Raw genomic sequence first — 22,671 nt, forward strand, 5'->3', positions numbered from 1 at the left:
ATTTATTCTAACCAATTTTTAAAGTCCTTTACACGTTCTCTTGCCACTATAATATCGTGATCGTTAAAACGGTTGAGTTTTATTTGAAGCCTTGAATTGGTATAGCTCACCATATCTTTTATCGCATTTATATTCACGTAGAATTTTCTACTTATCCGGAAGAACACATCCGGTTCTAATTCGGTTTCTAACTCATCTAAAGTCGCGTCTAAAAGATAATTTCGACCTTCAGATGTGTAGACATAAGTGCCTTTGTTTTCACTATAAATGCATTCGATGTCTTCAATATTTATAAGTTTAAGGTGCTGACCCACTTTTACTGAAAACCGTTTTTTGTATTCGCGTTCTATAGGATTTACCAGTAAATTTTTAATATCATTAAAATCTAAAGTTACCGATTGATTTTGAGGTAATCTCCCTTTGTATTTTTCAACAGCCGTTTTTAAATCCTCATCATCAATGGGTTTTAATAAGTAATCGATACTATTTAATTTGAAGGCTTTTAAGGCATATTCATCATAAGCGGTTGTAAAAATGACTGCTGATTTTATCTCAATCGCCTCAAAAATCTCAAAAGACAAACCGTCGCTTAGCTGAATGTCTAGAAAAATCAAATCGGGATGCTCATTGTTTCGAAACCACGCTATAGATTCCTCAACCGAATGCAACATCGTTTCAGCATTTAGATCTACAGCTTTTAGCATACGTTGTAATCGTCTTGCTGATGGTTTTTCGTCTTCTATTATGATTACATTCATGATTTTAAATTTATATAAAATGATTCCTTAATTTATAAATATATCTTATTCCCAAAAGGTGGTGTCTTCTTCCTTTTTCTCTAGAAATTGTTCTATTTTTTTCTCTTCCCAACGCTTATTAAACATACGTTTATCTTTAAAAACATTCAGTCCGTGGATAACAATAAAAATAGTCCAAGCCACTATTATACTCAAATTTAAGCTGATGATATTATTTTTATAAGGGCCAGCAACAATATAAAGATTATATAAAATAAGCCCTATACCAATGATATATCCTGCTAAGTGGATATAGAATATTTTAATTCTCCTCACCTTAGCTTTTGCTATTCTTAACTGTTCTTTTTCCTTGTTATTCATTTTCTATATTTTTCGCTTCCATCCTCACGCCCCACTTTCAACTCTTCACTATTACCCCTTCACTGTTAACTTTTCACTCTCAACTAAAACCTATTCCCAATTCTCCTCTTCCTTTTCCATAAATTCTTGAATCTTTCGCTTTTCCCATTGCTTTCCAAAGAGGAAATTAGTGCCAAATACGCCTAGAAAATGAAATGCTAATCCTATGCCCCAGAAAAAAGCCGTGGCATAGGGTCCAAAACCTGTAAACCCTTCTGAAGAATTAACTCCGATCAGAATTATTAGAAACAAATTCACAATAACGTAAACCGCCAAATGCCAGTAAAAACCAACAATAGCATCTACCTTTTTCTTTGCTCTTAAATAGGCTTCTTCATTTCTAAAATCGGTAGATTCATTATGGTCTTCGTAAGATTCTATTTCAAACTTTTCCATTACTTATATTTTTTATTGTGTTCAAATTCTTCATTCATAAACTGCTGTATTTTTCGTTCCTCCCAATCATCGCCAACAATAAGTGGCAGTCCAAATACAGAAAACGCGTGTATAGCAATGACCAAGCCCCAAATTAACCAAGAAGCCATCGTAGAGAAGCTAAAAAAGGCCTCTTTAAATGTTCCTCCAATATTCATATGACTCATTACTTTTACTATAGTGATAATTGTATTAATCATAAAATAAACACCTAAATGTGTGTAAAACCGTTTTAATTTTTCAACTTTATTCTTCGCTTTTCTAAAATTTGATTTATTACTGTCCATAATCCAAGTGTTTAATTCCAACGTTTACGTTCATCTTCTTTACGCATGTACTCTTCAATTTTTCGTTTTTCCCATCCAGATCCTAGCGCTCCGTCATCTACAAATACTCTATACGCCTGAAAAGCCAAACTCAATCCCCAACCAAAGGCAGGAAACCAAAACCACTGAATGGTCATATAAGAATAATTATACCATATAAATACTAGAAATGGGATTACAAATACATAAGAAATTAAACTATAGTAAAAGGCTTTTAATTCCTCTACACGTTTACGTGCTCTTACATAATCGTCGTTAAGATGTTTAGGTGATTTTTGTATTGTTCTCATGATTGATACTTGTTTTGTGAGCATCGGAATTGCCACGGCAAAATCCTTTTCTCGTTGATTGATGTGTACTTTTTTATTTGTAAGTAATTGGTACCGTTGTTTTATGTTTTCTAAACCAACTCCACTACTCTTCTTTACTATTTGTTTGGGTTGCAAATTATTCATTACGACCAAGTGATTACCATCCTCATATATTTTAACATGCAAGGGTTTACTCGATGTGACCATATTATGTTTTACTGCATTTTCTAACAACAATTGCAAAGATAAAGGCACCACTTTACTTTCAGGATTTGAAGCCTGATCTGGTATCTCAAAAATGATACTGTCCTCAAATCGCATTTTTAATAGCGACATGTAGGTTCTGGCAAAATTCAATTCTTCGTCAACCGTTACTAGTTCTTTACTTTTCTGCTCTAAAACATAACGATACACTTTTGATAAAGACGTCGTGAATTTTTGAGCATTCTCAGGGTTTTCCTCAATTAAACTCGTCAACACATTCAAACTATTGAACAAAAAATGAGGATCTAACTGATTCTTTAAAGCATCAAACTTAGCACTTGCCGTACCTGCAATAACTTTTTGCTCCTTAATTTTATTCTTCTGATAGCGATTATAGAAATAAACCACATGAAAAACAGTGACAATACTTAATGTAATCCATACACCAAACGAATAGGCTTTCCAAGTTTCATTTTGTATAAACTTAGTAAAGTCATTACTATAATAAAACACAGACGTTCCGGCTCGTAAAAGAAAAAGACCAACGAGAGTAATAAAGGTACTTCCAATGATACCAATAATGATGCGCTTTGCGTAATCTCCTTTTGTCCAAGTTCGCTTTTCCATATAATCGAAAAACGCCATATTAGAATACCCTAAAACAAAGGCATATAATTGATAAAATCCGAATTGAACAGCAAAGTCATTAAAGGAATCATATTTAAAACCATCTGATAAAAGGTTCCCAATTACAAATACCACACAGCCTATGGCGAATGTTAGAATTATTTTTTTTAATGACTTCATATAATTTATTATTAAGCTTTACAATCTTTTGCTACGGCTACAGCACGTTCTTTTCCCCAATTAGGGTGCAATTCGCTCTCTGCTTTAAAGGTATTAAAAAGTTTTACGGATGCTTCAATCTCTTTACAATAAGGCGTGGTGTCTTTTCCAAAATACTTGGCACTTCCCATTGCCCATTCTGCTTTACACAAAGCTGCTCTTGGATTTTTTGGATCTAAAGCCACTGCTTTTTCATACAACTCTGCTATTTTTCCACTATATTTCATACCGTAGGTCATACCATCAAAAGCCACCCAATTAGTATAAACTTGTGACTGCATTACTAGCAATTCTACGTTATTTTCACTTTTTAATAGCGCCTCATCTAAATGCAGCTGGGCTTTGTCTAGTTGCGCTTTTAAAATGGTGACATCTTTTTCTGTCCAGCTTTTTAAACTGTTAATCTGAGCAATATAATAATTGGGCAACCATTCTTTAGGTTCGGCTTTTGCAATGCGCTCAAACATATTTTCAGCTTCGTCGGTTTTGTCTGCTTGCCAAAGTTCAAAGGCTTTTATCATGCCTTTTTCGAAATTGGTTTGGGCTTGTGTTACTGATGTAACAACAAGAAATGTAATAAGGATTAGATATTTCATGAGATAGTTTTATAATTACAATGTTATTTTAATGGCTTTATCTGCTTTAATTTCAAATTTAGCGTCCTTCCATTTTGGTGGTCCCATAAAACCAGTAGCTCCATTTGAGCAGCCATAATCTTCTTTGGGAATATGCATAAAATTAGTATCCATTTTTCCATTATCATTTTCATCATGAAAAACGGAAACTGCATAAATACCCCCAGGAATCCCTTCAAAAGTTACTGTGCAACGTTTATTTTCAATAGCACTTATATGGCCTTTATAGTTTTCCTTTAAAAATCCTGTTTCAGTATTATAAAGGGCAATAAACATTTTACCATCGTTGCTATCGGCTTCAACAACTGTTACAGTTAGCGTATAATTTTCTTGTGCTTCTAACTGAAAACTAAATAAACTAATAACAGAAATAATGATGATTTTTAAGAGTATATTCATGATGAGTGGTTTTGTTTGATACAAATATCGAACACAAGTTCTGGTTTTAAAAACTGAAATAACCGAAATGTTATTTTTTAATGACGAATTGTAATTTTTTAAAATTCATCCTAAAAAACAGTAACTTACAGAAGTATTTACATACTAATATGTTACAATCACGCTTAAAACCAATCAAAAATGAAAACTCGAATACTTATTATGGCGTTAACACTAGTTTCAACTATAGTGTTTTCACAAACCGACAAGCGCCTTAAAGGCATAGAAAAACAATTTAATGCCGTTTTAGAAAGCACAAAAGCACCAGGATTTGCTGTAGCAATAGTAGAAGGAGACAAAATTATTTACGCCAAAGGTTTTGGTTATGCCGATTATGAAAATAAAATTCCTGCCAATGCCAACACGCTTTTTGCTATTGGTTCTAGTACCAAAGCATTCACGTCTGCGCTTTTAGGGTTGCATCGTGATGACGACAAGCTGACATTTGATGATCGTCCGAGGAAACATATTCCGGAATTAGAATTTTTTAATGACGATATGAACAATAACATTATCATCAAAGATTTAATGCGTCATAGCACAGGTTTACCAAGGCACGACGGCTCTTGGTATTTTTTCCCAAGTCATAGTAAGGATAGTTTAGTCGCAAAACTAAAATATCACGAACCTTTTACTGGAGTACGCCAACAATGGTATTATAACAATTTTGGATTTTTATTACAAGGCGTAATTACCGAAAGAATCACAGGAAACACTTGGGAAGAAAATATTGAAACCAAATTCTTTAAACCCTTGGGTATGGACCGTTCTAAAACCACAATCGCTGGCATGAAATCGAGTGCTAACGCCGCTTTAGGTTATGAATTAAATAGCGATAGAACTATTACAAAAATGGATTATTACGATATTGCTGGAATGTCACCTGCAGGAAGTATCAACAGTAGTGTTAATGATATGAGTAAATGGTTAATCACTTGGATTAACGACGGAAAATATAAAGATGAGCAAATTATACCCGAAAACTATGTAAAAGAAGCCATGAGTTCTCAAATGGTGGTTGCTGCAGGATTTCCTTCCAAGGAATTACCAGATGCGCAATTCGCCAACTACGGTTATGGTTGGTTTTTACATTCATACAAAGGTCATTATATGGTAGAACATGGTGGTAATATTGATGGTTTTTCGGCTAGTGTGGCATTATATCCATCAGACAGTTTAGGCATTGTGGTTTTAGCCAATCAAAACGGTTCTCAGGTCCCTAAACTTATTAGAAATATTGCAGCAGACTATATGCTAAAAGTAAACAAAACAGAATGGGCAAAAAAGCATAAAGAAGATTTAGAAAAATCTTTAGAAGCCATGAAAGAAGCTAAAGATGACATCGGAACTTCTAATGTAAAAAACACTAGGCCTTCACATACTAAATTAGATTATACAGGTACCTATGAACAGAAAGGTTACGGTAAGTTTGAAATTACATTAGAAAACGATTCTCTATTTACAGAACTCAACGGATTAAAACAATACTTACATCATTATCATTATGACACCTTTGAATTTATAGATGTAAAAAACGGAAAAATAGATACCACAGAAATTGGAAATGCTTTAAAACTAAACTTTAGCACCAATGTTGCAGGAGACATTGACTATGGACGTATAGATATTGAAGGTATAGTAGATCCTATTGCTTTTAAGCATACACCAAACACCATAGATGTTGACGCTAAAACTTTAGAACAGTATGTTGGAGAATATGATTTAATGGGAACAGAAATCAAAGCCTACATTAAAGATAAAAATGTTCTTTATGTTTTTGTACCTGGACAACCAGAATATGCCTTAATCCCAACGGCAGCACATAAATTTAATTTTAAAACGTTAGAAGGCTTTAAAATTGAATTCATTGAAAGTGACGACAAAAGTATTAATGAAGTAAAGTTTATTCAGCCAAATGGAACTTTTGTGGCAAAACGAAAAATTGAAGACTAAAAAAAGTAATGCTTTATTGAAAAAATAAATTAATATAAAACCTCCTCTTATTCTTAGAGTTAAAGTGGATAAGAGGATATATTATACCAAATAAAATATCATTAATGAATTGAATGCCATCAGCATTAAATCAAACTAGATATAAAAACCAACAACAATATTTCTTTTAATAAAAAACATACCAACTAGACTTTTTTATATATTTGTAATATGCAGCAAGAATTAAAATCCGAAATCACAAAACAGCACATTATACATGAAGCGTTTCATCTGTTTTATAAAAACGGATTTAAATCAACAAGCGTAAATGATGTGATGAAGGCTACAAAAATGACTAAAGGCGCATTTTATCATCACTACAAAAGCAAACATCAACTTGGGTTAGAAGTCATTAAATTAAAAGTTCAGAAACGTGTTTATGACGGTATGATTCTACCTTTAAGTGAGCCTGGTAATGCCATGGAAATTTTAGAAAACACCTTTTTAAACAGAATTAAATCCTTTCCGCTTTACGATAAAGAACATGGTTGTCCAATGAATAACTTTATTAATGAAATTGGCAATTATGAAACTAGCTACCAATTAGCTTTAAAAAATATTGTAGAAAACTGGAAAGCAGCACTCATCACACTTATTGAAAAAGGTAAAACCCAAAACACTATAAAAAAGGAAATCTCAAGTGAAGCCGTAGCTATTTATTTAATTAGTGCTTTTGAAGGCGTTAGAGGACTTCGGAAGTTATATGATAATGATGTGATTTTAGATCATTATGTTTCTGGCTTATCCGTTTACTTGAATCAATTAAAGTTATAATTTTTTTAAACAAAAAAAAACACATACCAATAAGAATGTTTTATAATTAACAACAACTAAGCTATATGAAATTAAACACTCTAGATAATAAAACCCTCGCTATACATTTATTCCGTATATCCTTTGGCATCAACTACTTTTTTCATGGACTGGTAAGAATGCCTAATTTAGACAAGTTTGTTACAGGCATGCAAAACACATTTCAGGATACCTTATTACCTGAAGTTCTCGTCACACCTATGGCTTATACCATTCCGTTTGCCGAAATGATTATTGGTATTCTATTACTTTTAAATAAATACACCAGACCTACATTATTAGCCACGTTTATACTCATGAATATATTGGTCATTGGAAGTTCTTTTGCACAAAAATGGGATCTTGTAGGATTACAATCAACCTATATTGGTTTTCTATTTTTACTACTCTACTTTATGAATGATGATAAAAACACAACTAAAAAATAAAATATATGAAACTGCACAACAAAGTCATTATAATCACCGGATCATCAAAAGGAATAGGACAAGAAATTGCCTTTCTCTTAGCTGAAAATGGTGCCAAAGTCATTGTCAACCATTCTAATAGTGAAAGTGAAGCAAATAAAACCGTAGAGCAAATCACTAAAAATGGTGGTACAGCATTAGCAATTAAGGCTGATGTTAGTCAAAAGGATGAAGTCACCAATCTATTTGATAAAACAATAGAAGCTTTTGGTAAAGTAGATGTCCTCATAAATAATGCCGGCATTATGTATAATAAATTTTTAAAGGATAACACTCAAGACGAATTTACGAAGTTATTTGATGTCAATGTCAGAGGTATTTTTAATACACTTCAAGAGGCAGACAGCAAACTAGCGGACAACGGCATTATTATTAACTTTTCCTCAAGTACAGCCAAATTAATGTTTCCTAAATATGCTTTATATTCAGCCACAAAAGCGGCTGTAGAGCAAATAACGAAAGTTTTTTCTAAGGAAATAGGAAGAGGTATTTCTGTGAACGCAATTGCGCCAGGAGCAACAGCTACAGAGTTATTTTTAAATGGAAAATCACAGGAAACAATTGATAAGTTGAGTTCTATGAACGCCTTTAACCGATTAGCAGAACCAATTGATATTGCAAGAGTGGTTTTGTTCTTAGCGAGTGATGATTCAAAATGGATTTCAGGTCAAGTTATAGGAGCAAATGGTGCTTTAGTTTAGTCACAAGCACATAATTACGTCAATGTCCAATCTCTAAAATAATTATAAACAAAAAAAAGACCATCCTTTACAGATGGTCTTTTTTTATTTATAATATACTGTTTGAGTTTAAAACATATCTCTTCCAGCAAAATGGAAAGCGCTTTCAATAGCTGCATTCTCATCACTATCACTTCCATGAACTGCATTTTCTCCAATTGAAGCTGCAAACATTTTACGGATAGTACCTTCCGCTGCATCAGCAGGATTAGTTGCACCAATTAAAGTTCTAAAATCTTCAACTGCATTTTCTTTTTCTAAAACAGCTGCTACAATAGGACCACGAGTCATATATTCTACTAACTCTCCAAAAAATGGACGTTCGTTGTGTATTGCATAAAATTCCTCAGCATCTGCTGAAGTCATTTGTGTTAATTTCATTGCTACAATTCTAAATCCTGAAGCTGAAATCTTTTCTAATATTGCGCCAATGTGTCCTTTTTCAACAGCATCAGGCTTTAACATTGTAAATGTTCTGTTAGTTGCCATGTATTTTTTTTAAATGAGGTGCAAAAGTAATATATTTCTTTAATTAATCAAGTCCCGATTTTATTAAATTAATGTTACCAAAATAAGCGCATGAATATCTCATTTTCAATAAAAAATCATCTCATTTATGTCTAAAGCTTCAAGCCTCAGTTTGAGTAAAATTCCTTTTTCTTTAATATTTTAGTAAGAACCATTACGTAATAACAGTGTTGATTCCTAATTTCTCAAGAGTCACAAGAATTATAATTTCATATTAAAAGCAGTCTTCAAAATATCTAAAAAACGTATCTTCGCCACATATGATTAAAGACCAAATTCCAGAAATAAAAGTACTCTTAAGCGCACCAAAGAACATCGTTATTGTTCCACATAGAAATCCAGATGGCGATGCCATGGGTTCAACATTAGCCTTGTACCACTATCTAAAACTCTACAATCACAATGCAGTCGTCATTGCTCCTAATGATTATCCGGATTTTTTAAAATGGTTACCGGGAGACGACACTGTTTTAAAGTTTGAAACTCATCTAAATGACACTTCGACACTTATAAATAAGGCCGACCTTATTTTTACGCTCGATTTTAATGCGTTTCATCGCGCAGGACATCAAATGGCTGAAGTTTTAGAAGCCTCTAAAGCGATTAAAATAATGATAGATCATCACCAACAACCAGATGATTATGCCAAATACACCTATTCGGATGTCAGCATGTCTTCAACTTGTGAAATGGTTTATAATTTCATTGAAATGCTTGGTGATGATGCTAAAATTAATGCCACTATAGCAACCTGTCTTTATGTTGGCATTATGACAGACACTGGATCTTTCCGTTTTCCGGCAACTACGAGTAGAACGCATTACGTTATCGGAAACCTTATTGAAAAAGGAGCTGATAATTCTCAAATTCATAATAACACATTCGATACTAACAGTTATAGCCGTTTACAATTATTAGGAAGAGCCATGCAGAATTTAAAGGTAATTCCCGAGTTAAGAACGGCTTATATTACGTTGTCTCAGGCAGAATTGGATCAATTCAACTTTAAAAAAGGAGATACAGAAGGCTTTGTTAATTATGCATTATCATTAAAAGATATTATTTTTGCAGCTATCTTTATTGAAAGTCAGCAAGATCAAATTATAAAGATATCATTACGTAGTAAAGGAGCGTTTTCGGTGAATGAATTTTCGAGAGCACATTTTAACGGAGGAGGTCATACCAATGCCGCTGGAGGACGTAGTGATGATGACATGCAAACCACAATAAATAATTTTATTAGTATATTACCGCAGTATAAACAAGATTTGTCCCAATGAAACCCCTAAATTGGTGTCGACTAAAATATATAGACTCATGAAAAACCTACTCATACTTACCATTGTATTACTGCTGTGTTTCAGTTGTAAACCGCCAGAGGCACGACTACCAGAATCCGTACAATCTGGTTCATTCTTAAAAGCTTCTGCTGAGCGCAATAAAAAACTAAACGAACTAGAACACCAACAAATTCAAGATATTATAGAGAGTAATCCTGATAAAGAGTATATCGCTTCCGAAAGTGGTTTTTGGTATTTTTATCAAACTAAAATTGAAAGTGACACCATTAAACCACAATTTGGTGATGAAATACACTTTACCTATGATGTTTCTAATATTGAAGGTGATGAAATTTATGCCGACACTGATAAAACCTATATTATGGACAAAGAAGAATTGTTCACAGGTTTACGTGAAGGTTTGAAACTCTTAAAACCAACCGAAACAGCAACATTTATTTTTCCATCTCAAAAAGCCTATGGGTATTACGGAGATGAAAGTAAAGTAGGAACTAATGTTCCATTAATTTGTGAAGTAACTTTAAACACTATAACTAAAAAAAATGATTAAACAAGCACTTACAGCATTCGTTGTACTATTAGTATTAGCAAACATTTCTTGCCAAGAACGCTATTCTGATTTAGAAAATGGGATTTATGCCGAATTTGTAACCTCAAAAGATACTATGGTTGCTAAACTCTTTTTTGAGAAAGCACCGGTAACAGTAGCTAATTTTGTGGCTTTAGCCGAAGGAAACCATCCTTTAGTAAAAGAAGAACTTAAAGGAAAACCTTTTTATGATGGCTTAACGTTTCATCGGGTAATGAACAACTTTATGATTCAAGGAGGTGATCCAACAGCATCAGGTACTGGTGATCCTGGATATAAATTTGAAGACGAATTAGTTCCTGAATATAAACATGATAAGATAGGTATGTTATCTATGGCAAACTCTGGTGTAAACTCTAATGGAAGTCAATTTTTTATCACAGAAAAAGTAACTCCATGGTTAGATGGTTACGACGAAAACGGCAATTTAAAAGATTGTTCTAATCCTAGAGTGGCATGCCACGCTGTTTTTGGAGAATTAGTAAAAGGATTACCTGTACTCGATTCTATTTCTAATGTAAAAGTGGCACCTGGATCTAACAAACCATTGGAAGATGTTGTAATTACTAAATTAAATATTATACGCATTGGATCGGTAGCTAAGAAATTTGATGCTCCTAAAGTATTTACAGAAGAACTTCCAAAAATTAAAGAACGAGCTGCTGCTGCAAAACTTGAAGCTGCAGCAAAAGCAGAAGAAGCTAAGGCAGAAGCGAAAGCAAAAGCTGATGTCGCAAAAACTGAATTCTTAAAAAAGAACGAAGAGTTAACAGGTCGTAAAATTGAATCTCCAACAGGCATGGCAATGATATTTACACACGAAAGTAATGGTGTAAAACCAAATGCTACACAACGTGTTAATATTGATTGTGCTGGTTATTTAGAAAACGGTGATCTTTTCTGGACCACCTTAAAGGATGTTGCAGAGAAAAATGGCAAATACGACGAAAGACAAGATAAAGCTGGTCGTTATGCTCCTTTTGATATGCCATACAATGAAACCGCTGGTTTAATTGCTGGTTTTAGAGAAGCGATGTTAAACATGAAAATTGGTGACAAAGCTAGAGTATTCATACCTTACTATTTAGGCTATGGAGAACGCGGAAATCCTCCAGTAATTCCTGCAAATGCCAACCTTGTCTTTGACATTGAATTGGTAGGTATAAAATAATACTATAATTACAACTTATAAAAAAGCAGCTATTCAAAATATGTTTGAATAGCTGCTTTTTTTTATAATGAATTAGACCTATCAGATTTTAAAAAACCTGATAGGTCTTTTTTTGCGCCAATTAAGCTTTAGGAATATTCTTCAATATCTCTAATACAAATTCCCAATACTTCTGTGCTGAAGAAATCTGAGCACGTTCATCGGGAGAGTGAGCCCCTTTAATATTTGGTCCAAAACTAATCATATCCATATCTGGGTAGTTAGTTCCTAGAATCCCACATTCCAAACCTGCATGGCAAGCGGCAACATGAGGTTTTTCACCATTATTTAAACGCTCATAAATAGGCACCATAACTTTTAAAATATCTGAATCCATATTTGGTGCCCAACCAGGATAATCACCAGAAAACTCAACCTCACATCCTGTAAGCTCAAAAACAGCACGTAACGTATTAGCTAAGTCTAGTTTTGTACTTTCTACAGAACTACGCGTTAAACAGCCAATTTTAATAGCACCATCTTTCACAATAACTCTAGCTATATTATTAGACGTTTCTACTAAATCCTTAATATCTGGACTCATTCTGTAAACACCATTCCAAGCCGCATGCAAAGCTCTCGTTAAACCTTCTTGCACACCTAAATCCATAATTGTCTCTGGAGTCTCAGTTTTAGAAACTACTATTTCTAAATCTGGTTCCATAGTTTTAAATTCAACTTTAAGCGTTTCAGAAAATTCTTTCATTTCAGCTTCAAAAGCGTCTTCATGCACCGCATCAATAACAACTATTGCATTACTTTCTCTAGGGATAGCATTTCGTAAACTTCCTCCATCAATTTCAGAAATACGAAGTCCAAAATTCTCAAAACCATCAAATAATAAACGGTTCATTAATTTATTGGCATTCCCTAAGCCTTCATGGATTTGCATGCCTGAATGCCCTCCCTGTAAACCTTTTACAGTAATGGTATAACCAATTTTAAATTCCGGTGTTTCTTCTTCATTATAATCGCGAGTTGCCGTCACATCAACTCCACCTGCACAACCAACTCCGATTTCATCATCTTCTTCCGTGTCTAAATTCAAAAGAATAGCGCCATGAAGCAAGCCTCCTTTTAAACCTTTTGCACCTGTCATTCCGGTTTCTTCATCAATTGTAAAAAGTGCTTCTAACGCAGGATGTGCAATCGTATCACTTTCTAAAATTGCCATGATTGTAGCAACTCCTAAGCCATTATCTGCTCCAAGCGTTGTACCATTTGCTTTTACCCAATCCCCTTCAATATGCATGTCAATACCTTGTTCATCAAAATTAAAAACAGTATCGTTGTTTTTTTGATGTACCATATCTAAATGCGATTGCATTACAATGGCCTTACGGTCTTCCATCCCTTTTGATGCTGGTTTGCGGATAATAACATTCCCAACCTCATCTTCTATCGTTTCTAAACCTAAATTATTCCCGAAATCTTTCATAAATTGAATCACACGTTCTTCCTTTTTTGAAGGTCGTGGTACAGCATTTAAATCTGCAAATTTATTCCATAGTTGTTTTGGCTCTAAGGCTCTTATTTCTGAACTCATAAATCTTGTTTTTAGATTTGCAAAGGTACAAAATACGATTATCACTTTATGGTCATTCTTAACTTGTTTCAGAATCGAAAAACGGCATCCTATTGAATTCAATTTATCATGAAAAAATCACTATTTTCAATAGCCTTTTTATTTAATTCTGTAAGAAATTTACAGATTCATTATGTATCTTTATCAGTTGAAACTAATAGTAAAACCTCTAAAGGAATGGAAGCATTAATCACTAAAAAAAAACAAAAAAATCACATTACAAAAATCACATGGTTACACGCCATAGCTATAGCTTTGGTGGTTGTTAGCTGTAAATCTGAAACACAGAAAAGCGCTTACGACGATTATGTCTCTGATGTCTATCAGACGTCTCAAGCCGGTGACAACCTTAAATTATTATCGCGTGATGAGACGACGACATCTTCCTCTGATGTAAAGAAAGTGACTCTAGAATTACTTCCAGACGAAGAGTTCCAAAAGTATTACGGTTTTGGTGCTTCTTTTACTGAATCTTCAGCATGGAATTTGGCTACAATTCCTGTTGAATCTCGCAAACAAGTCTTAACTAAACTTTTTAGTCCGACAGAAGGTGCTGGTTTCACGCTAACAAGAACACATATTAATAGTAGCGATTATTCAAACAATCATTACACATATATTGAAGAAGGTGACGAAGATCTTTCAACCTTCAGCATTCATGAAGATATGAAAGGGTTTACAGGTGATGAAAACGAACAGGTTCGTGATGTTGAACTCGTTGAACCGAATTATGATCTTATTCCAATGATTTTGGAAGCCTCTAGTATTTCTGGTGCTGACTTTAAAATTATCGCTTCGCCTTGGAGTCCACCATCTTGGATGAAATCTGGAGAAACGTCTACAATGACTAATGGTAGTTTACTTCCAGAATATTATGGACTTTGGGCGGAATATATGTCAAAATATGTGACTGCATATAAAGAAGAGGGGATTGAACTTTGGGGTCTTACACCACAAAACGAACCACTTCACGCGCATGACGCACAATGGGATAGTAATGGCTTTACACCTGAACAAGGTCGTGATTTCTTAAGAGATCACTTAGGACCACAACTTGTTAAAGACGGCCATCTTAATCTTGATGATTTAGAATCTGGTTTACGTATTCTTATTTATGATCACAACAAGTCTACAATGAACGACTATGTTCAAAAAACGTATGAAGATCCTGAAGCATCTAAATATGCTTGGGGAACTGGTTTTCATTGGTACACCAATTCTGAACTAAAAGACAACAATTGGTATGCTGAAGAATTAGCCGAATTACAAAAGAACTGGCCAAACAAAGCAATGATCCATACAGAGTCGAGCATCGATATTGACGCAAATGATCCAATTGGTCAATATTGGAGAGCAAGTACAGATTACGCAGGTACCTTTGTGCCTTTTGAAACATATGCCAACGACATCATTACCGATTTAAATCACGGAACGCAAGGTTACATTGAGTGGTGCAGTATTCTAAGTCATAAAGGGCAACCAAATCCTTACGATAATTTTAATAGTGCGCCTGTACTTATCAATCCAGTTACGGACGAAGTGATTTACACACCGCTTTATTACTTATTAAGCCACTTTAGTAAATTTATCCGTCCGAATGCCCACCGAATTGCATTAAAAGGAGATAACGTTGACGGCCTAATTTATACTGCTGCTAAAAACCCTGATGGCTCAATGGCAGTTGTGGTGTACAACAATAATGAAGAAGCGCATGAAATAACAATCAAATTAGACACTAAAACTTATACCGCTCAGATTGCACCTAGAGCGATGCAAACCATTCATTTAAAAAGCAAATAGGACAACATTCCATTTAGCATGGTTACTAGGTTTTGAATGTCTTCTAAAGTTTTATGTTTAATTTCGTGAACAACACGACACGACAATGGACAAGTACGACGAAACATTCGAAACCTGGAATAATATTGCATCTATTTATCAAGATAAATTTATGGATATAGCCGTATATAATGACACTTATAACTATATCTGCGACTCCACTCCACCCAACGCAAAGCTCCTAGAGATTGGTTGTGGGCCAGGAAACATCACAAAATACCTTTTGACTAAAAGACCTAACTTCGATATTCTTGGAATTGACATTGCTCCAAATATGATTGAATTTGCTAAAAAGAATAACCCAACGGCAAATTTTGCCGTTATGGACAGCCGAGATATCCATATACTTTCTACTAAATATGATGGAATTATTGGTGGCTTTTGTATACCGTATTTATCACAAAATGAGAGTAACGACCTAATTTCTAACGCATATCATCTATTAAACGAAAATGGCTTAATTTATTTAAGTTTTGTTGAAGGTGACCCAGAACAATCTCATTTTAAAGAAAGTCATTTGGGTAGAGTTTATTTTCAGTATTACAAATTAGAAGACTTAGTAGCGCAATTAAAACTTTCGAATTTTAACAATATAAAAACCTTTAAAATCAAATATAAAACATCAGAATCTGAATTTGACATCCATACCGTTCTTACGGCAAAGAAGAACGTGATTGCATAACGAAAAATCACGTCGTTAAAAACTTTAGTTTACTAACTAAATTACCATTCGCTTACTTGCAAAATAAAAAACAGCTATCCAAACTTTTCCTTATTTTTGAGTCATGCTTAAAAACAAAAAATTAATCCTAGTTGTTTTCTTCGGAGTTCAATTGCTTTTATTATCGCAATTAAAGCATTACCCTGAATTTGTTGAGCAATTTTACAGCAACGGACTTTACGTTTTTATTTCAAAATTAATGCGCTATACATTTGGATGGTTACCATTTTCTGTTGGAGACCTCTTTTATACTTTAGCAGGAATCTACCTCATCAGATGGCTTATAGTATATAGAAAACGTATTTTTAAAGACACCATAAACTGGTTATTAGATATTGGAGCCACATTGTCTGTAGCCTATTTTGCTTTTCACATGCTTTGGGCTTTTAATTATTACAGACAACCACTTAATAAATCATTGCAACTTGAGGCGGATTACACCACAGAACAACTGGTGACATTTACCGAACAACTGATTCAGAAATCAAATAGTTTACAGCTACAATTAGCAAAGAATGATACCATAAAAGTTGAAATACCTTATACCAAGTCTGAAATATTTGATAAAATAAAAGATGGTTATCAAAACCTTTCAAAAGTATATCCTCACTTAGAATACCACCCAAAAAGTATCAAAAAATCTATTTACAGTCTCCCCTTAACTTATATGGGATTTTCGGGTTATTTAAATCCGTTTACTAATGAAGCTCAGGTCAACGGTTTAATTTCTACCTATAAATTTCCAACAACATCTTGCCATGAAGCCGCTCATCAATTGGGCTATGCCGCTGAAAACGAAGCTAATTTTATTGGAAGTTTAGCAGCGATTCATAATGATGATATTTACTTTAAATATTCGGGTTATACGTTTGCGCTTCGCTACTGTTTAGCAGAAGTATTTAAACGCGATACAGAACTTTATGATACCATGATTTTAAAGGCAAATATAGGCATCCTAAAAAATTATCAAGAGGTACGAGAATTTTGGGAATCCTACGAAAACCCAATAGAACCTGTATTTGAAAAAACCTTTGATAGTTTCTTAAAAGCGAATAATCAATCTGCTGGCATGAAAAGTTACAGTTATGTTGTAGCGCTTTTAGTTAATTACTATGAGGATAAAGCATTATAAATTGAAACTTACTTTCTCATTGAGTGATTCGATATGCTTCTGAAATCTTTCTAATATAAGCTTCAACTGCGCTCAACCAAACAATCATGCAGAATTCAGTAAAAGTTAAAATTTGAAATTAAATTTCCCTTTAATGTTAAATTCCTATCTTTAGAATTCAATCTAACCAAGCAAAACATATGATTAAAGTACATTTACGGCTGCTCATTTTTATGTGCAGTTTTTCGCTATTTGCACAAGATTACTTTCCGAGTAATTCTGGAGTCATTGCAAATAACTCTAACTACACAGCATTTACAAATGCAACGATCCATGTCACTCCAACCGAAATTATAGACAATGCTACACTCCTTATAAAAGATGGTAAAGTTGTTAGTGTTGGAAAATCAGTAAACATTCCGAAGAACACCACAAAGATTGATTTAACTGGAAAAACCATTTACCCGTCATTTATTGATGTGTACACCTCTTTTGGCGTAGAGAAACCAAAACGTGGTGGAGATGGCCCACAATATGGGGCAAGTCGAAGTGGCTATTATTGGAATGATCATATTATGCCAGAACAAGATGTGATGGCCAGTTTTGAATACGATGCTAAATCTGCTTCTGAACTCCACAAATTAGGATTTGGAGTTGTGAACACACATATGCCAGATGGTGTTGTGCGTGGTACAGGTGCGTTAATTGCGCTTAATAGTAATGCCGATAACTCTATGCGTATCGTTGATGGAAAAACATCGCAACACTTCTCATTTAGTAAAAGTGTGCGATCACAACAACGCTATCCGTCTTCAATCATGGGAAGTATGGCTTTATTGCGTCAAATGTATGATGACTCAAAATGGTATGAAGCTGGCCATATAGACACGAAAGATTTATCACTAGAAGCCTTAAATAAAAACAAAAAATTACTTCAAATTTTTGAAGCTGGCAGTAGAGCTAATTTGATGCGAGCAGATAAAGTTGGAGATGCCTTTAAAATTCAGTATACCATTGTGGGAGGTGGTGATGAATACGAACGTATTGATGAAATAAAAGGAACTAATGCTACTATTATTCTGCCTATAGATTTTCAATTGGCGTATGATGTGGATGACCCCTTCTTAGCGAGCACATTGTCACTAAACGATATGCGTTCATGGAATCAAGAACCACACAACCCAAGACTACTAGCAGAAAATGGTATTAAATTCGCCTTAACAACACATGGTTTAAAATCGAATAAATCGTTTTCATCTAATTTAATGAAAGCTATAGAAAATGGATTATCCAAACAAAAAGCCTTAGAAGCTTTAACAACAATTCCTGCGTCCTTATTAGGAAAATCAGATGTTTTAGGAACTTTAAAAAAAGGAAGTTATGCCAACTTCTTAATAACAGATGGAGACATTTTTGAAAAGAAAACAAAACTCTACGAAAATTGGGTACAAGGTTCAGCGCATGTCATTGAAGATATTAATACTAAAGATATAGATGGTGATTATGAATTTAAACTTGAAGGTGACAGCTATAAATTAACCATCTCGAACAGTACTAGTAAAGCAGATGCTAAAATTGAGAGCAACGACAAAAATTTAGGGACTAAAACGAATTATTCAGATGATTGGTTAAACCTTACGATTAAAACGGCAGACAGTACTAAAAAAGAATATATTAGAATTGTAGCCAATGCTACAAACAGCAATGATCTTAATGGAAAAGCTATTTTACCAAATGGCAATGAGCTATCCTTTTTTGCAAATAAAACTGACACTTCGACTTCGCTTAGCGACCAAGACAATGATAAAAAGAAAGGTGGTAAAACTGACGACACACCTTTTATGAGTCCTATCACTTATCCAAACTTAGCATACGGCTTCACAGAAAAACCAAAATCGGAAACTTTATTATTCAAAAATGCCACGGTTTGGACTAATGAAAGCGAAGGAGTTTTAGAACATACAGATGTCTTAATTAAAGACGGTAAGATTTCGAAAATAGGAAAAGATCTTTCTAGCAATAATGCAACGGTTATTGATGCCACAGGAAAACATGTTACGGCTGGCATTATTGATGAGCATTCCCATCTTGCAGCATCTTCTATAAATGAAGGAGGTCAAAACTCTTCAGCGGAAGTTACCATTGAAGATGTCTTAAATGATGAAGATATTGGGATCTATAGAAATTTGGCTGGTGGTGTGACATCAATTCAAATTTTACATGGCTCTGCAAATCCTATTGGAGGACGTTCTGCCATCATTAAACTAAAATGGGGAGAATCAGCTGAAGATTTAATCTATAATAATTCTCCAAAATTCATCAAATTTGCTTTAGGTGAAAATGTAAAGCAATCTCGAAGCAGAACCAATTCGCGTTTCCCACAATCTCGAATGGGAGTTGAACAGGTTTTTGTAGATTATTTTACTAGAGCGAAAGCTTATGATGCCTTAAAGAAAAGTGGCAAACCTTACAGACATGACACAGAAATGGAAACACTTGCTGAAATTTTGAACGGAGAGCGTTTTATTTCTTGTCATTCTTACGTGCAAAGTGAAATTAATATGTTGATGAAAGTTGCTGATCAATTCGATTTTAAAATTAACACCTTCACGCATATCTTGGAAGGTTATAAAGTCGCTGATAAAATGAAAGCACATGGAGCTGGAGGCTCTACATTTAGTGATTGGTGGGCTTACAAATATGAAGTTAATGATGCAATTCCATACAATGCAGCTATTATGCACAACGCAGGCATTACAGTAGCTATAAACAGTGACGACCCTGAAATGTCGCGTCGTTTAAATCAAGAAGCTGCTAAATCTGTAAAGTATGGTGGAGTTAGCGAAGAAGAGGCTTGGAAATTTGTGACGTTAAATCCGGCTAAATTATTACATCTCGATGAGAGAGTTGGAAGTTTAAAAGTTGGTAAAGATGCCGATGTAGTATTATGGTCAGATCATCCCTTATCCATTTATGCTAAAGCTGAAAAAACAATCATTGAAGGAGTCATATATTTCGATTTGGAACGCGACAAACAAATGCGCGACGCCATTAAAAAAGAAAAAAGTGAACTTATCAATTTAATGCTTCAAGATAAAAATAAAGGCCTAAAGACACAGGCGGTAAAAAAGAAAGAAGAAAAAATAATGCATTGTGACACCATGGATTCACATCAACACTAAAAACGATTTAAAAATGAAAAACTTACATAAATTGAATAGTCTATTGTTTTTGTTGTGTATCACTGTTGGATTCGCACAACAAACTCCAGCTCCAAAGCAAACCAAAGATTTTGCTATTGTTGGAGCCACAGCTCATATAGGAAATGGAACTGTTATCGAAAACAGTATTATCGTTGTTAGTAATGGAAAAATAACGACAATTGGACCAGAAGCTTCAACTCCACTGACCAGACAAGCTATGGATATTATTGACGCTAAAGGCAAAGATGTCTATCCTGGATTTATTCTTGCTAATGGAACTCTTGGATTAGTTGAAGTTGATGCCGTAAAAGCCTCAGATGATCTTGAAGAATTGGGAACTTTTAATCCACATATTAGAAGTATTATAGCTTATAACACAGAATCTAAAATCATAGAATCTATGCGACCGAATGGAGTATTACTTGGACAAGTAGTACCAAGAGGAGGCCGTATTTCTGGGACATCATCTGTTGTACAATATGATGCTTGGAACTGGGAAGATGCTGCTATAAAAATGGATAATGGGATTCATGTTAATTGGCCGAATAGTTTTAGTCGTGGGCGCTGGTGGATGGGTGAAGACGCTGGTTTAAAACCAAATAAAAACTACACTAAACAAGTTAAAGAGCTGAACGATTATTTTACAGAATCACACAGCTTTAATAATGGAGATAAAACTGAAAGACATTTACCATATGAAGCCATGAGTGGTTTATTTGATGGCACAAAACATTTATATATTACTGTAGATGATGAAAAAGGGATTACTGACGCTGTAAATTTTGCAAAGTCGCAAGGTGTTGCCAAAATTACTATCGTTGGTGGTTATCAAGCCTCGAATATTGCTAGCTTCTTAAAACAGAATAACGTCTCTGTCTTTTTAACACGTGTTCATTCTAGACCAGAGTTAGAAGATGATGATTATGATTATGCCTATAAACAAGCAAAGTTATTAGTTGACGCAGGTGTTTTAGTCGCTCTACAACCAAGCGGACAAATGGAACGCATGAATTCTCGTAACCTTCCCTTTTATGCTGGTACAACCGTTGCACATGGCTTAACAAAAGCACAAGCCTTACAATTAATCACTCAGAATCCTGCGAAGATTATGGGAATTGATGATATGTACGGAACGCTTGAAGTTGGTAAAAGCGCTACACTATTTATTAGTGAAGGTGATGCTTTAGATATGCGTACCAATCAATTAACGCACGCCTTTATTGACGGTAGAAGTTTAAGTCTAGAAACACACCAAACAAAACTTTGGAAACGGTTTTCTAAAAAACCCAGTCAAATAGATTAATAATAAAAAAAGCGAACCTCACAGTTCGCTTTTTTTACTTTTACAAAAGTATTAATCAATTACAGTTGCTCCTTCGGGCATTGAAAACATAGCTTTATCTAATACTTTTTCAGAAAGCACTACATCTGTAAACTCAACTGTATTTCGTTTTTCTGTAGGTACATTATTTTCATAATTATACCAATCAATACTTTTAGGTATTAACAAACCATTAACTGTTTGCCAATTATTATATCTTATAAAATGGAAATCTGGACTTCCTTCTGCTTTACCAAAAGTTACTGTATACCCTAACCATTGCATATGCCCTGTTTCGGCATCGTAAAAAATCTTATACTGATCGTCTGAAGACTCACCAACTCCAGCTTCGTATGAAATTAGAATTCCTGGATATGTTTTTCCTTCAAAAACTAAAGGTTCTGTCTCTTCATAAGAAATACCATCATCACCAAAAACAAAAGGCATTCCATAGAAGTAAAACATTAAACCTTTATAAAACTGAGGTTTTCCTTTATATGCATTACCATCTTTTTCATTAATCCAAAGCGTTTCACCATCAAATCCTTGTGTATACGTTGGTGTTTCTATTAGTTCTGCTCTGGTTTTTAAATCTTTAGTTGTTTTCTCTTTCCCTGTTGGCTTAGTCATGGTAAAAGAAAGTGTATTCATTTTATTCCATTGCTCAATGTTTCCGTGTGCATTGAAAACTTTAGTAATAGATTCTGGATAAATACTTGTGATAATTTGCTCTTGTTTTACCTCATCAATAACTGTAGATTCTTGTTTTGGTTCGTTTTTACACCCTGTAATTAAAATTGCTAAGAGTAGAGTTTGTCCTATTTTTTTCATGATATGGTTTTGATTAGGTTCTTTCGACGTGAATAAATACAATACATTACAAAAAAAAGCTTCAGATA

22 protein-coding genes are annotated in these 22,671 nt (G+C 34.1%); 12 read left to right on the top strand and 10 right to left on the bottom strand.

The annotated features are described in order from the left end of the window. Positions 1 to 2: 2 nt before the first annotated feature. The 7 genes from HM992_RS16895 to HM992_RS16925 all read right to left on the bottom strand — a co-directional run bounded on the left by HM992_RS16895 (position 3) and on the right by HM992_RS16925 (position 4,313). Positions 3 to 758: a LytR/AlgR family response regulator transcription factor gene (locus HM992_RS16895; protein ID WP_179320541.1), complete on the bottom strand. Its 756-nt coding sequence runs from the start codon at positions 756 to 758 to the stop codon at positions 3 to 5. 45 nt (positions 759 to 803) lie between these two features. After that, positions 804 to 1,118, bottom strand: a complete 315-nt coding sequence (locus tag HM992_RS16900; RefSeq protein ID WP_179320543.1) for a 2TM domain-containing protein — start codon at positions 1,116 to 1,118, stop codon at positions 804 to 806. A 90-nt stretch (positions 1,119 to 1,208) separates the two neighbouring features. Next, a complete protein-coding gene (locus HM992_RS16905) occupies positions 1,209 to 1,553 on the bottom strand; it encodes a 2TM domain-containing protein (RefSeq protein ID WP_179320545.1) in 345 nt (114 codons plus the stop codon). Next, complete coding sequence (locus tag HM992_RS16910) at positions 1,553 to 1,879, bottom strand: 2TM domain-containing protein (protein WP_179320547.1); 327 nt, start codon at positions 1,877 to 1,879, stop codon at positions 1,553 to 1,555. The genes HM992_RS16905 and HM992_RS16910 overlap by 1 nt, the downstream gene beginning before the upstream one ends. Positions 1,880 to 1,890: 11 nt before the next feature. Next, on the bottom strand, positions 1,891 to 3,240 hold the full coding sequence (locus HM992_RS16915; protein WP_178983925.1) for a histidine kinase: 1,350 nt from the start codon (positions 3,238 to 3,240) through the stop codon (positions 1,891 to 1,893). Positions 3,241 to 3,251: 11 nt separating this feature from the next. Then, positions 3,252 to 3,875 (bottom strand): tetratricopeptide repeat protein, encoded by a 624-nt coding sequence (locus HM992_RS16920; protein ID WP_178983924.1) that lies wholly within the window; start codon positions 3,873 to 3,875, stop codon positions 3,252 to 3,254. Positions 3,876 to 3,890: 15 nt separating this feature from the next. Further along, on the bottom strand, positions 3,891 to 4,313 hold the full coding sequence (locus HM992_RS16925) for a DUF2141 domain-containing protein (protein WP_179320548.1): 423 nt from the start codon (positions 4,311 to 4,313) through the stop codon (positions 3,891 to 3,893). Between the two features lie 180 nt (positions 4,314 to 4,493). On the opposite strand from HM992_RS16925, the gene HM992_RS16930 reads away from it, so the two are divergent. The 4 genes from HM992_RS16930 (at position 4,494) to HM992_RS16945 (ending at position 8,325) form a co-directional block, all read left to right on the top strand. Continuing rightward, positions 4,494 to 6,305 carry a serine hydrolase gene (locus HM992_RS16930; RefSeq protein WP_179320550.1) on the top strand — a complete coding sequence of 604 codons (1,812 nt, stop codon included), beginning with the start codon at positions 4,494 to 4,496 and terminating at the stop codon, positions 6,303 to 6,305. 210 nt (positions 6,306 to 6,515) lie between these two features. Then, positions 6,516 to 7,118, top strand: coding sequence for a TetR/AcrR family transcriptional regulator (locus HM992_RS16935; RefSeq protein WP_179320552.1), 603 nt, complete (start codon positions 6,516 to 6,518; stop codon positions 7,116 to 7,118). Between the two features lie 65 nt (positions 7,119 to 7,183). Next, positions 7,184 to 7,585: a DoxX family protein gene (locus tag HM992_RS16940; protein ID WP_178983920.1), complete on the top strand. Its 402-nt coding sequence runs from the start codon at positions 7,184 to 7,186 to the stop codon at positions 7,583 to 7,585. 5 nt (positions 7,586 to 7,590) lie between these two features. Then, positions 7,591 to 8,325 (top strand): SDR family oxidoreductase, encoded by a 735-nt coding sequence (locus tag HM992_RS16945; protein ID WP_178983919.1) that lies wholly within the window; start codon positions 7,591 to 7,593, stop codon positions 8,323 to 8,325. A gap of 108 nt (positions 8,326 to 8,433) precedes the next feature. On the opposite strand, the gene HM992_RS16950 is transcribed toward HM992_RS16945, so the two are convergent. After that, the gene (locus tag HM992_RS16950) at positions 8,434 to 8,853 is read right to left on the bottom strand and encodes a nucleoside-diphosphate kinase (protein WP_178983918.1); all 420 of its coding nucleotides are present in this window, start codon (positions 8,851 to 8,853) and stop codon (positions 8,434 to 8,436) included. A gap of 299 nt (positions 8,854 to 9,152) precedes the next feature. Here HM992_RS16950 and HM992_RS16955 point away from each other — a divergent pair, with 299 nt between their 5' ends. The 3 genes from HM992_RS16955 to HM992_RS16965 are packed head-to-tail and all read left to right on the top strand — an operon-like array spanning position 9,153 to position 11,953. Beyond that, positions 9,153 to 10,172, top strand: a complete 1,020-nt coding sequence (locus HM992_RS16955) for a DHH family phosphoesterase (protein ID WP_179320554.1) — start codon at positions 9,153 to 9,155, stop codon at positions 10,170 to 10,172. Between the two features lie 37 nt (positions 10,173 to 10,209). Then, positions 10,210 to 10,743, top strand: coding sequence for a gliding motility-associated peptidyl-prolyl isomerase GldI (gene gldI / locus HM992_RS16960; RefSeq protein WP_178983916.1), 534 nt, complete (start codon positions 10,210 to 10,212; stop codon positions 10,741 to 10,743). Beyond that, the gene (locus HM992_RS16965; protein WP_179320555.1) at positions 10,736 to 11,953 is read left to right on the top strand and encodes a peptidylprolyl isomerase; all 1,218 of its coding nucleotides are present in this window, start codon (positions 10,736 to 10,738) and stop codon (positions 11,951 to 11,953) included. The genes gldI and HM992_RS16965 overlap by 8 nt, the downstream gene beginning before the upstream one ends. A 121-nt stretch (positions 11,954 to 12,074) precedes the next feature. Here HM992_RS16965 and HM992_RS16970 read toward each other — a convergent pair whose 3' ends face one another. Beyond that, the gene (locus HM992_RS16970) at positions 12,075 to 13,538 is read right to left on the bottom strand and encodes an aminoacyl-histidine dipeptidase (RefSeq protein ID WP_178983914.1); all 1,464 of its coding nucleotides are present in this window, start codon (positions 13,536 to 13,538) and stop codon (positions 12,075 to 12,077) included. A 108-nt stretch (positions 13,539 to 13,646) separates the two neighbouring features. Between HM992_RS16970 and HM992_RS16975 the strand changes: the two genes are divergently transcribed. The 5 genes from HM992_RS16975 to HM992_RS16995 all read left to right on the top strand — a co-directional run bounded on the left by HM992_RS16975 (position 13,647) and on the right by HM992_RS16995 (position 21,754). Continuing rightward, positions 13,647 to 15,377 carry a glycoside hydrolase family 30 protein gene (locus HM992_RS16975; RefSeq protein ID WP_179320557.1) on the top strand — a complete coding sequence of 577 codons (1,731 nt, stop codon included), beginning with the start codon at positions 13,647 to 13,649 and terminating at the stop codon, positions 15,375 to 15,377. 85 nt (positions 15,378 to 15,462) lie between these two features. Continuing rightward, positions 15,463 to 16,098 carry a class I SAM-dependent methyltransferase gene (locus HM992_RS16980; protein ID WP_179320559.1) on the top strand — a complete coding sequence of 212 codons (636 nt, stop codon included), beginning with the start codon at positions 15,463 to 15,465 and terminating at the stop codon, positions 16,096 to 16,098. A 103-nt stretch (positions 16,099 to 16,201) separates the two neighbouring features. Beyond that, positions 16,202 to 17,269, top strand: coding sequence for a DUF3810 domain-containing protein (locus HM992_RS16985; protein WP_179320561.1), 1,068 nt, complete (start codon positions 16,202 to 16,204; stop codon positions 17,267 to 17,269). Positions 17,270 to 17,448: 179 nt separating this feature from the next. After that, positions 17,449 to 20,430: an amidohydrolase family protein gene (locus HM992_RS16990; protein WP_229720520.1), complete on the top strand. Its 2,982-nt coding sequence runs from the start codon at positions 17,449 to 17,451 to the stop codon at positions 20,428 to 20,430. Between the two features lie 13 nt (positions 20,431 to 20,443). Next, positions 20,444 to 21,754: an amidohydrolase family protein gene (locus HM992_RS16995; RefSeq protein ID WP_178983910.1), complete on the top strand. Its 1,311-nt coding sequence runs from the start codon at positions 20,444 to 20,446 to the stop codon at positions 21,752 to 21,754. A gap of 51 nt (positions 21,755 to 21,805) precedes the next feature. On the opposite strand, the gene HM992_RS17000 is transcribed toward HM992_RS16995, so the two are convergent. Further along, the gene (locus HM992_RS17000) at positions 21,806 to 22,603 is read right to left on the bottom strand and encodes a DUF6503 family protein (protein WP_179320563.1); all 798 of its coding nucleotides are present in this window, start codon (positions 22,601 to 22,603) and stop codon (positions 21,806 to 21,808) included. Positions 22,604 to 22,671: the final 68 nt, after the last annotated feature.

The organism is Winogradskyella helgolandensis (assembly GCF_013404085.1).
Lineage (GTDB): Bacteria > Bacteroidota > Bacteroidia > Flavobacteriales > Flavobacteriaceae > Winogradskyella > Winogradskyella helgolandensis.

Excerpts from the sequence above, each read along its gene's own strand:
- HM992_RS16995 (WP_178983910.1), top strand. The coding sequence starts at position 20,444 with ATGAAAAACTTACATAAATTGAATAGTCTATTGTTTTTGTTGTGTATC.
- HM992_RS16940 (WP_178983920.1), top strand. The coding sequence starts at position 7,184 with ATGAAATTAAACACTCTAGATAATAAAACCCTCGCTATACATTTATTC.
- HM992_RS16895 (WP_179320541.1), bottom strand. The coding sequence starts at position 758 with ATGAATGTAATCATAATAGAAGACGAAAAACCATCAGCAAGACGATTA.
- gldI (WP_178983916.1), top strand. The coding sequence starts at position 10,210 with ATGAAAAACCTACTCATACTTACCATTGTATTACTGCTGTGTTTCAGT.
- HM992_RS16935 (WP_179320552.1), top strand. The coding sequence starts at position 6,516 with ATGCAGCAAGAATTAAAATCCGAAATCACAAAACAGCACATTATACAT.
- HM992_RS16905 (WP_179320545.1), bottom strand. The coding sequence starts at position 1,553 with ATGGAAAAGTTTGAAATAGAATCTTACGAAGACCATAATGAATCTACC.
- HM992_RS16945 (WP_178983919.1), top strand. The coding sequence starts at position 7,591 with ATGAAACTGCACAACAAAGTCATTATAATCACCGGATCATCAAAAGGA.
- HM992_RS16990 (WP_229720520.1), top strand. The coding sequence starts at position 17,449 with ATGATTAAAGTACATTTACGGCTGCTCATTTTTATGTGCAGTTTTTCG.
- HM992_RS17000 (WP_179320563.1), bottom strand. The coding sequence starts at position 22,603 with ATGAAAAAAATAGGACAAACTCTACTCTTAGCAATTTTAATTACAGGG.
- HM992_RS16980 (WP_179320559.1), top strand. The coding sequence starts at position 15,463 with ATGGACAAGTACGACGAAACATTCGAAACCTGGAATAATATTGCATCT.
- HM992_RS16930 (WP_179320550.1), top strand. The coding sequence starts at position 4,494 with ATGAAAACTCGAATACTTATTATGGCGTTAACACTAGTTTCAACTATA.
- HM992_RS16970 (WP_178983914.1), bottom strand. The coding sequence starts at position 13,538 with ATGAGTTCAGAAATAAGAGCCTTAGAGCCAAAACAACTATGGAATAAA.
- HM992_RS16975 (WP_179320557.1), top strand. The coding sequence starts at position 13,647 with ATGAAAAAATCACTATTTTCAATAGCCTTTTTATTTAATTCTGTAAGA.
- HM992_RS16920 (WP_178983924.1), bottom strand. The coding sequence starts at position 3,875 with ATGAAATATCTAATCCTTATTACATTTCTTGTTGTTACATCAGTAACA.
- HM992_RS16915 (WP_178983925.1), bottom strand. The coding sequence starts at position 3,240 with ATGAAGTCATTAAAAAAAATAATTCTAACATTCGCCATAGGCTGTGTG.
- HM992_RS16900 (WP_179320543.1), bottom strand. The coding sequence starts at position 1,118 with ATGAATAACAAGGAAAAAGAACAGTTAAGAATAGCAAAAGCTAAGGTG.
- HM992_RS16925 (WP_179320548.1), bottom strand. The coding sequence starts at position 4,313 with ATGAATATACTCTTAAAAATCATCATTATTTCTGTTATTAGTTTATTT.
- HM992_RS16965 (WP_179320555.1), top strand. The coding sequence starts at position 10,736 with ATGATTAAACAAGCACTTACAGCATTCGTTGTACTATTAGTATTAGCA.
- HM992_RS16955 (WP_179320554.1), top strand. The coding sequence starts at position 9,153 with ATGATTAAAGACCAAATTCCAGAAATAAAAGTACTCTTAAGCGCACCA.
- HM992_RS16950 (WP_178983918.1), bottom strand. The coding sequence starts at position 8,853 with ATGGCAACTAACAGAACATTTACAATGTTAAAGCCTGATGCTGTTGAA.
- HM992_RS16985 (WP_179320561.1), top strand. The coding sequence starts at position 16,202 with ATGCTTAAAAACAAAAAATTAATCCTAGTTGTTTTCTTCGGAGTTCAA.
- HM992_RS16910 (WP_179320547.1), bottom strand. The coding sequence starts at position 1,879 with ATGGACAGTAATAAATCAAATTTTAGAAAAGCGAAGAATAAAGTTGAA.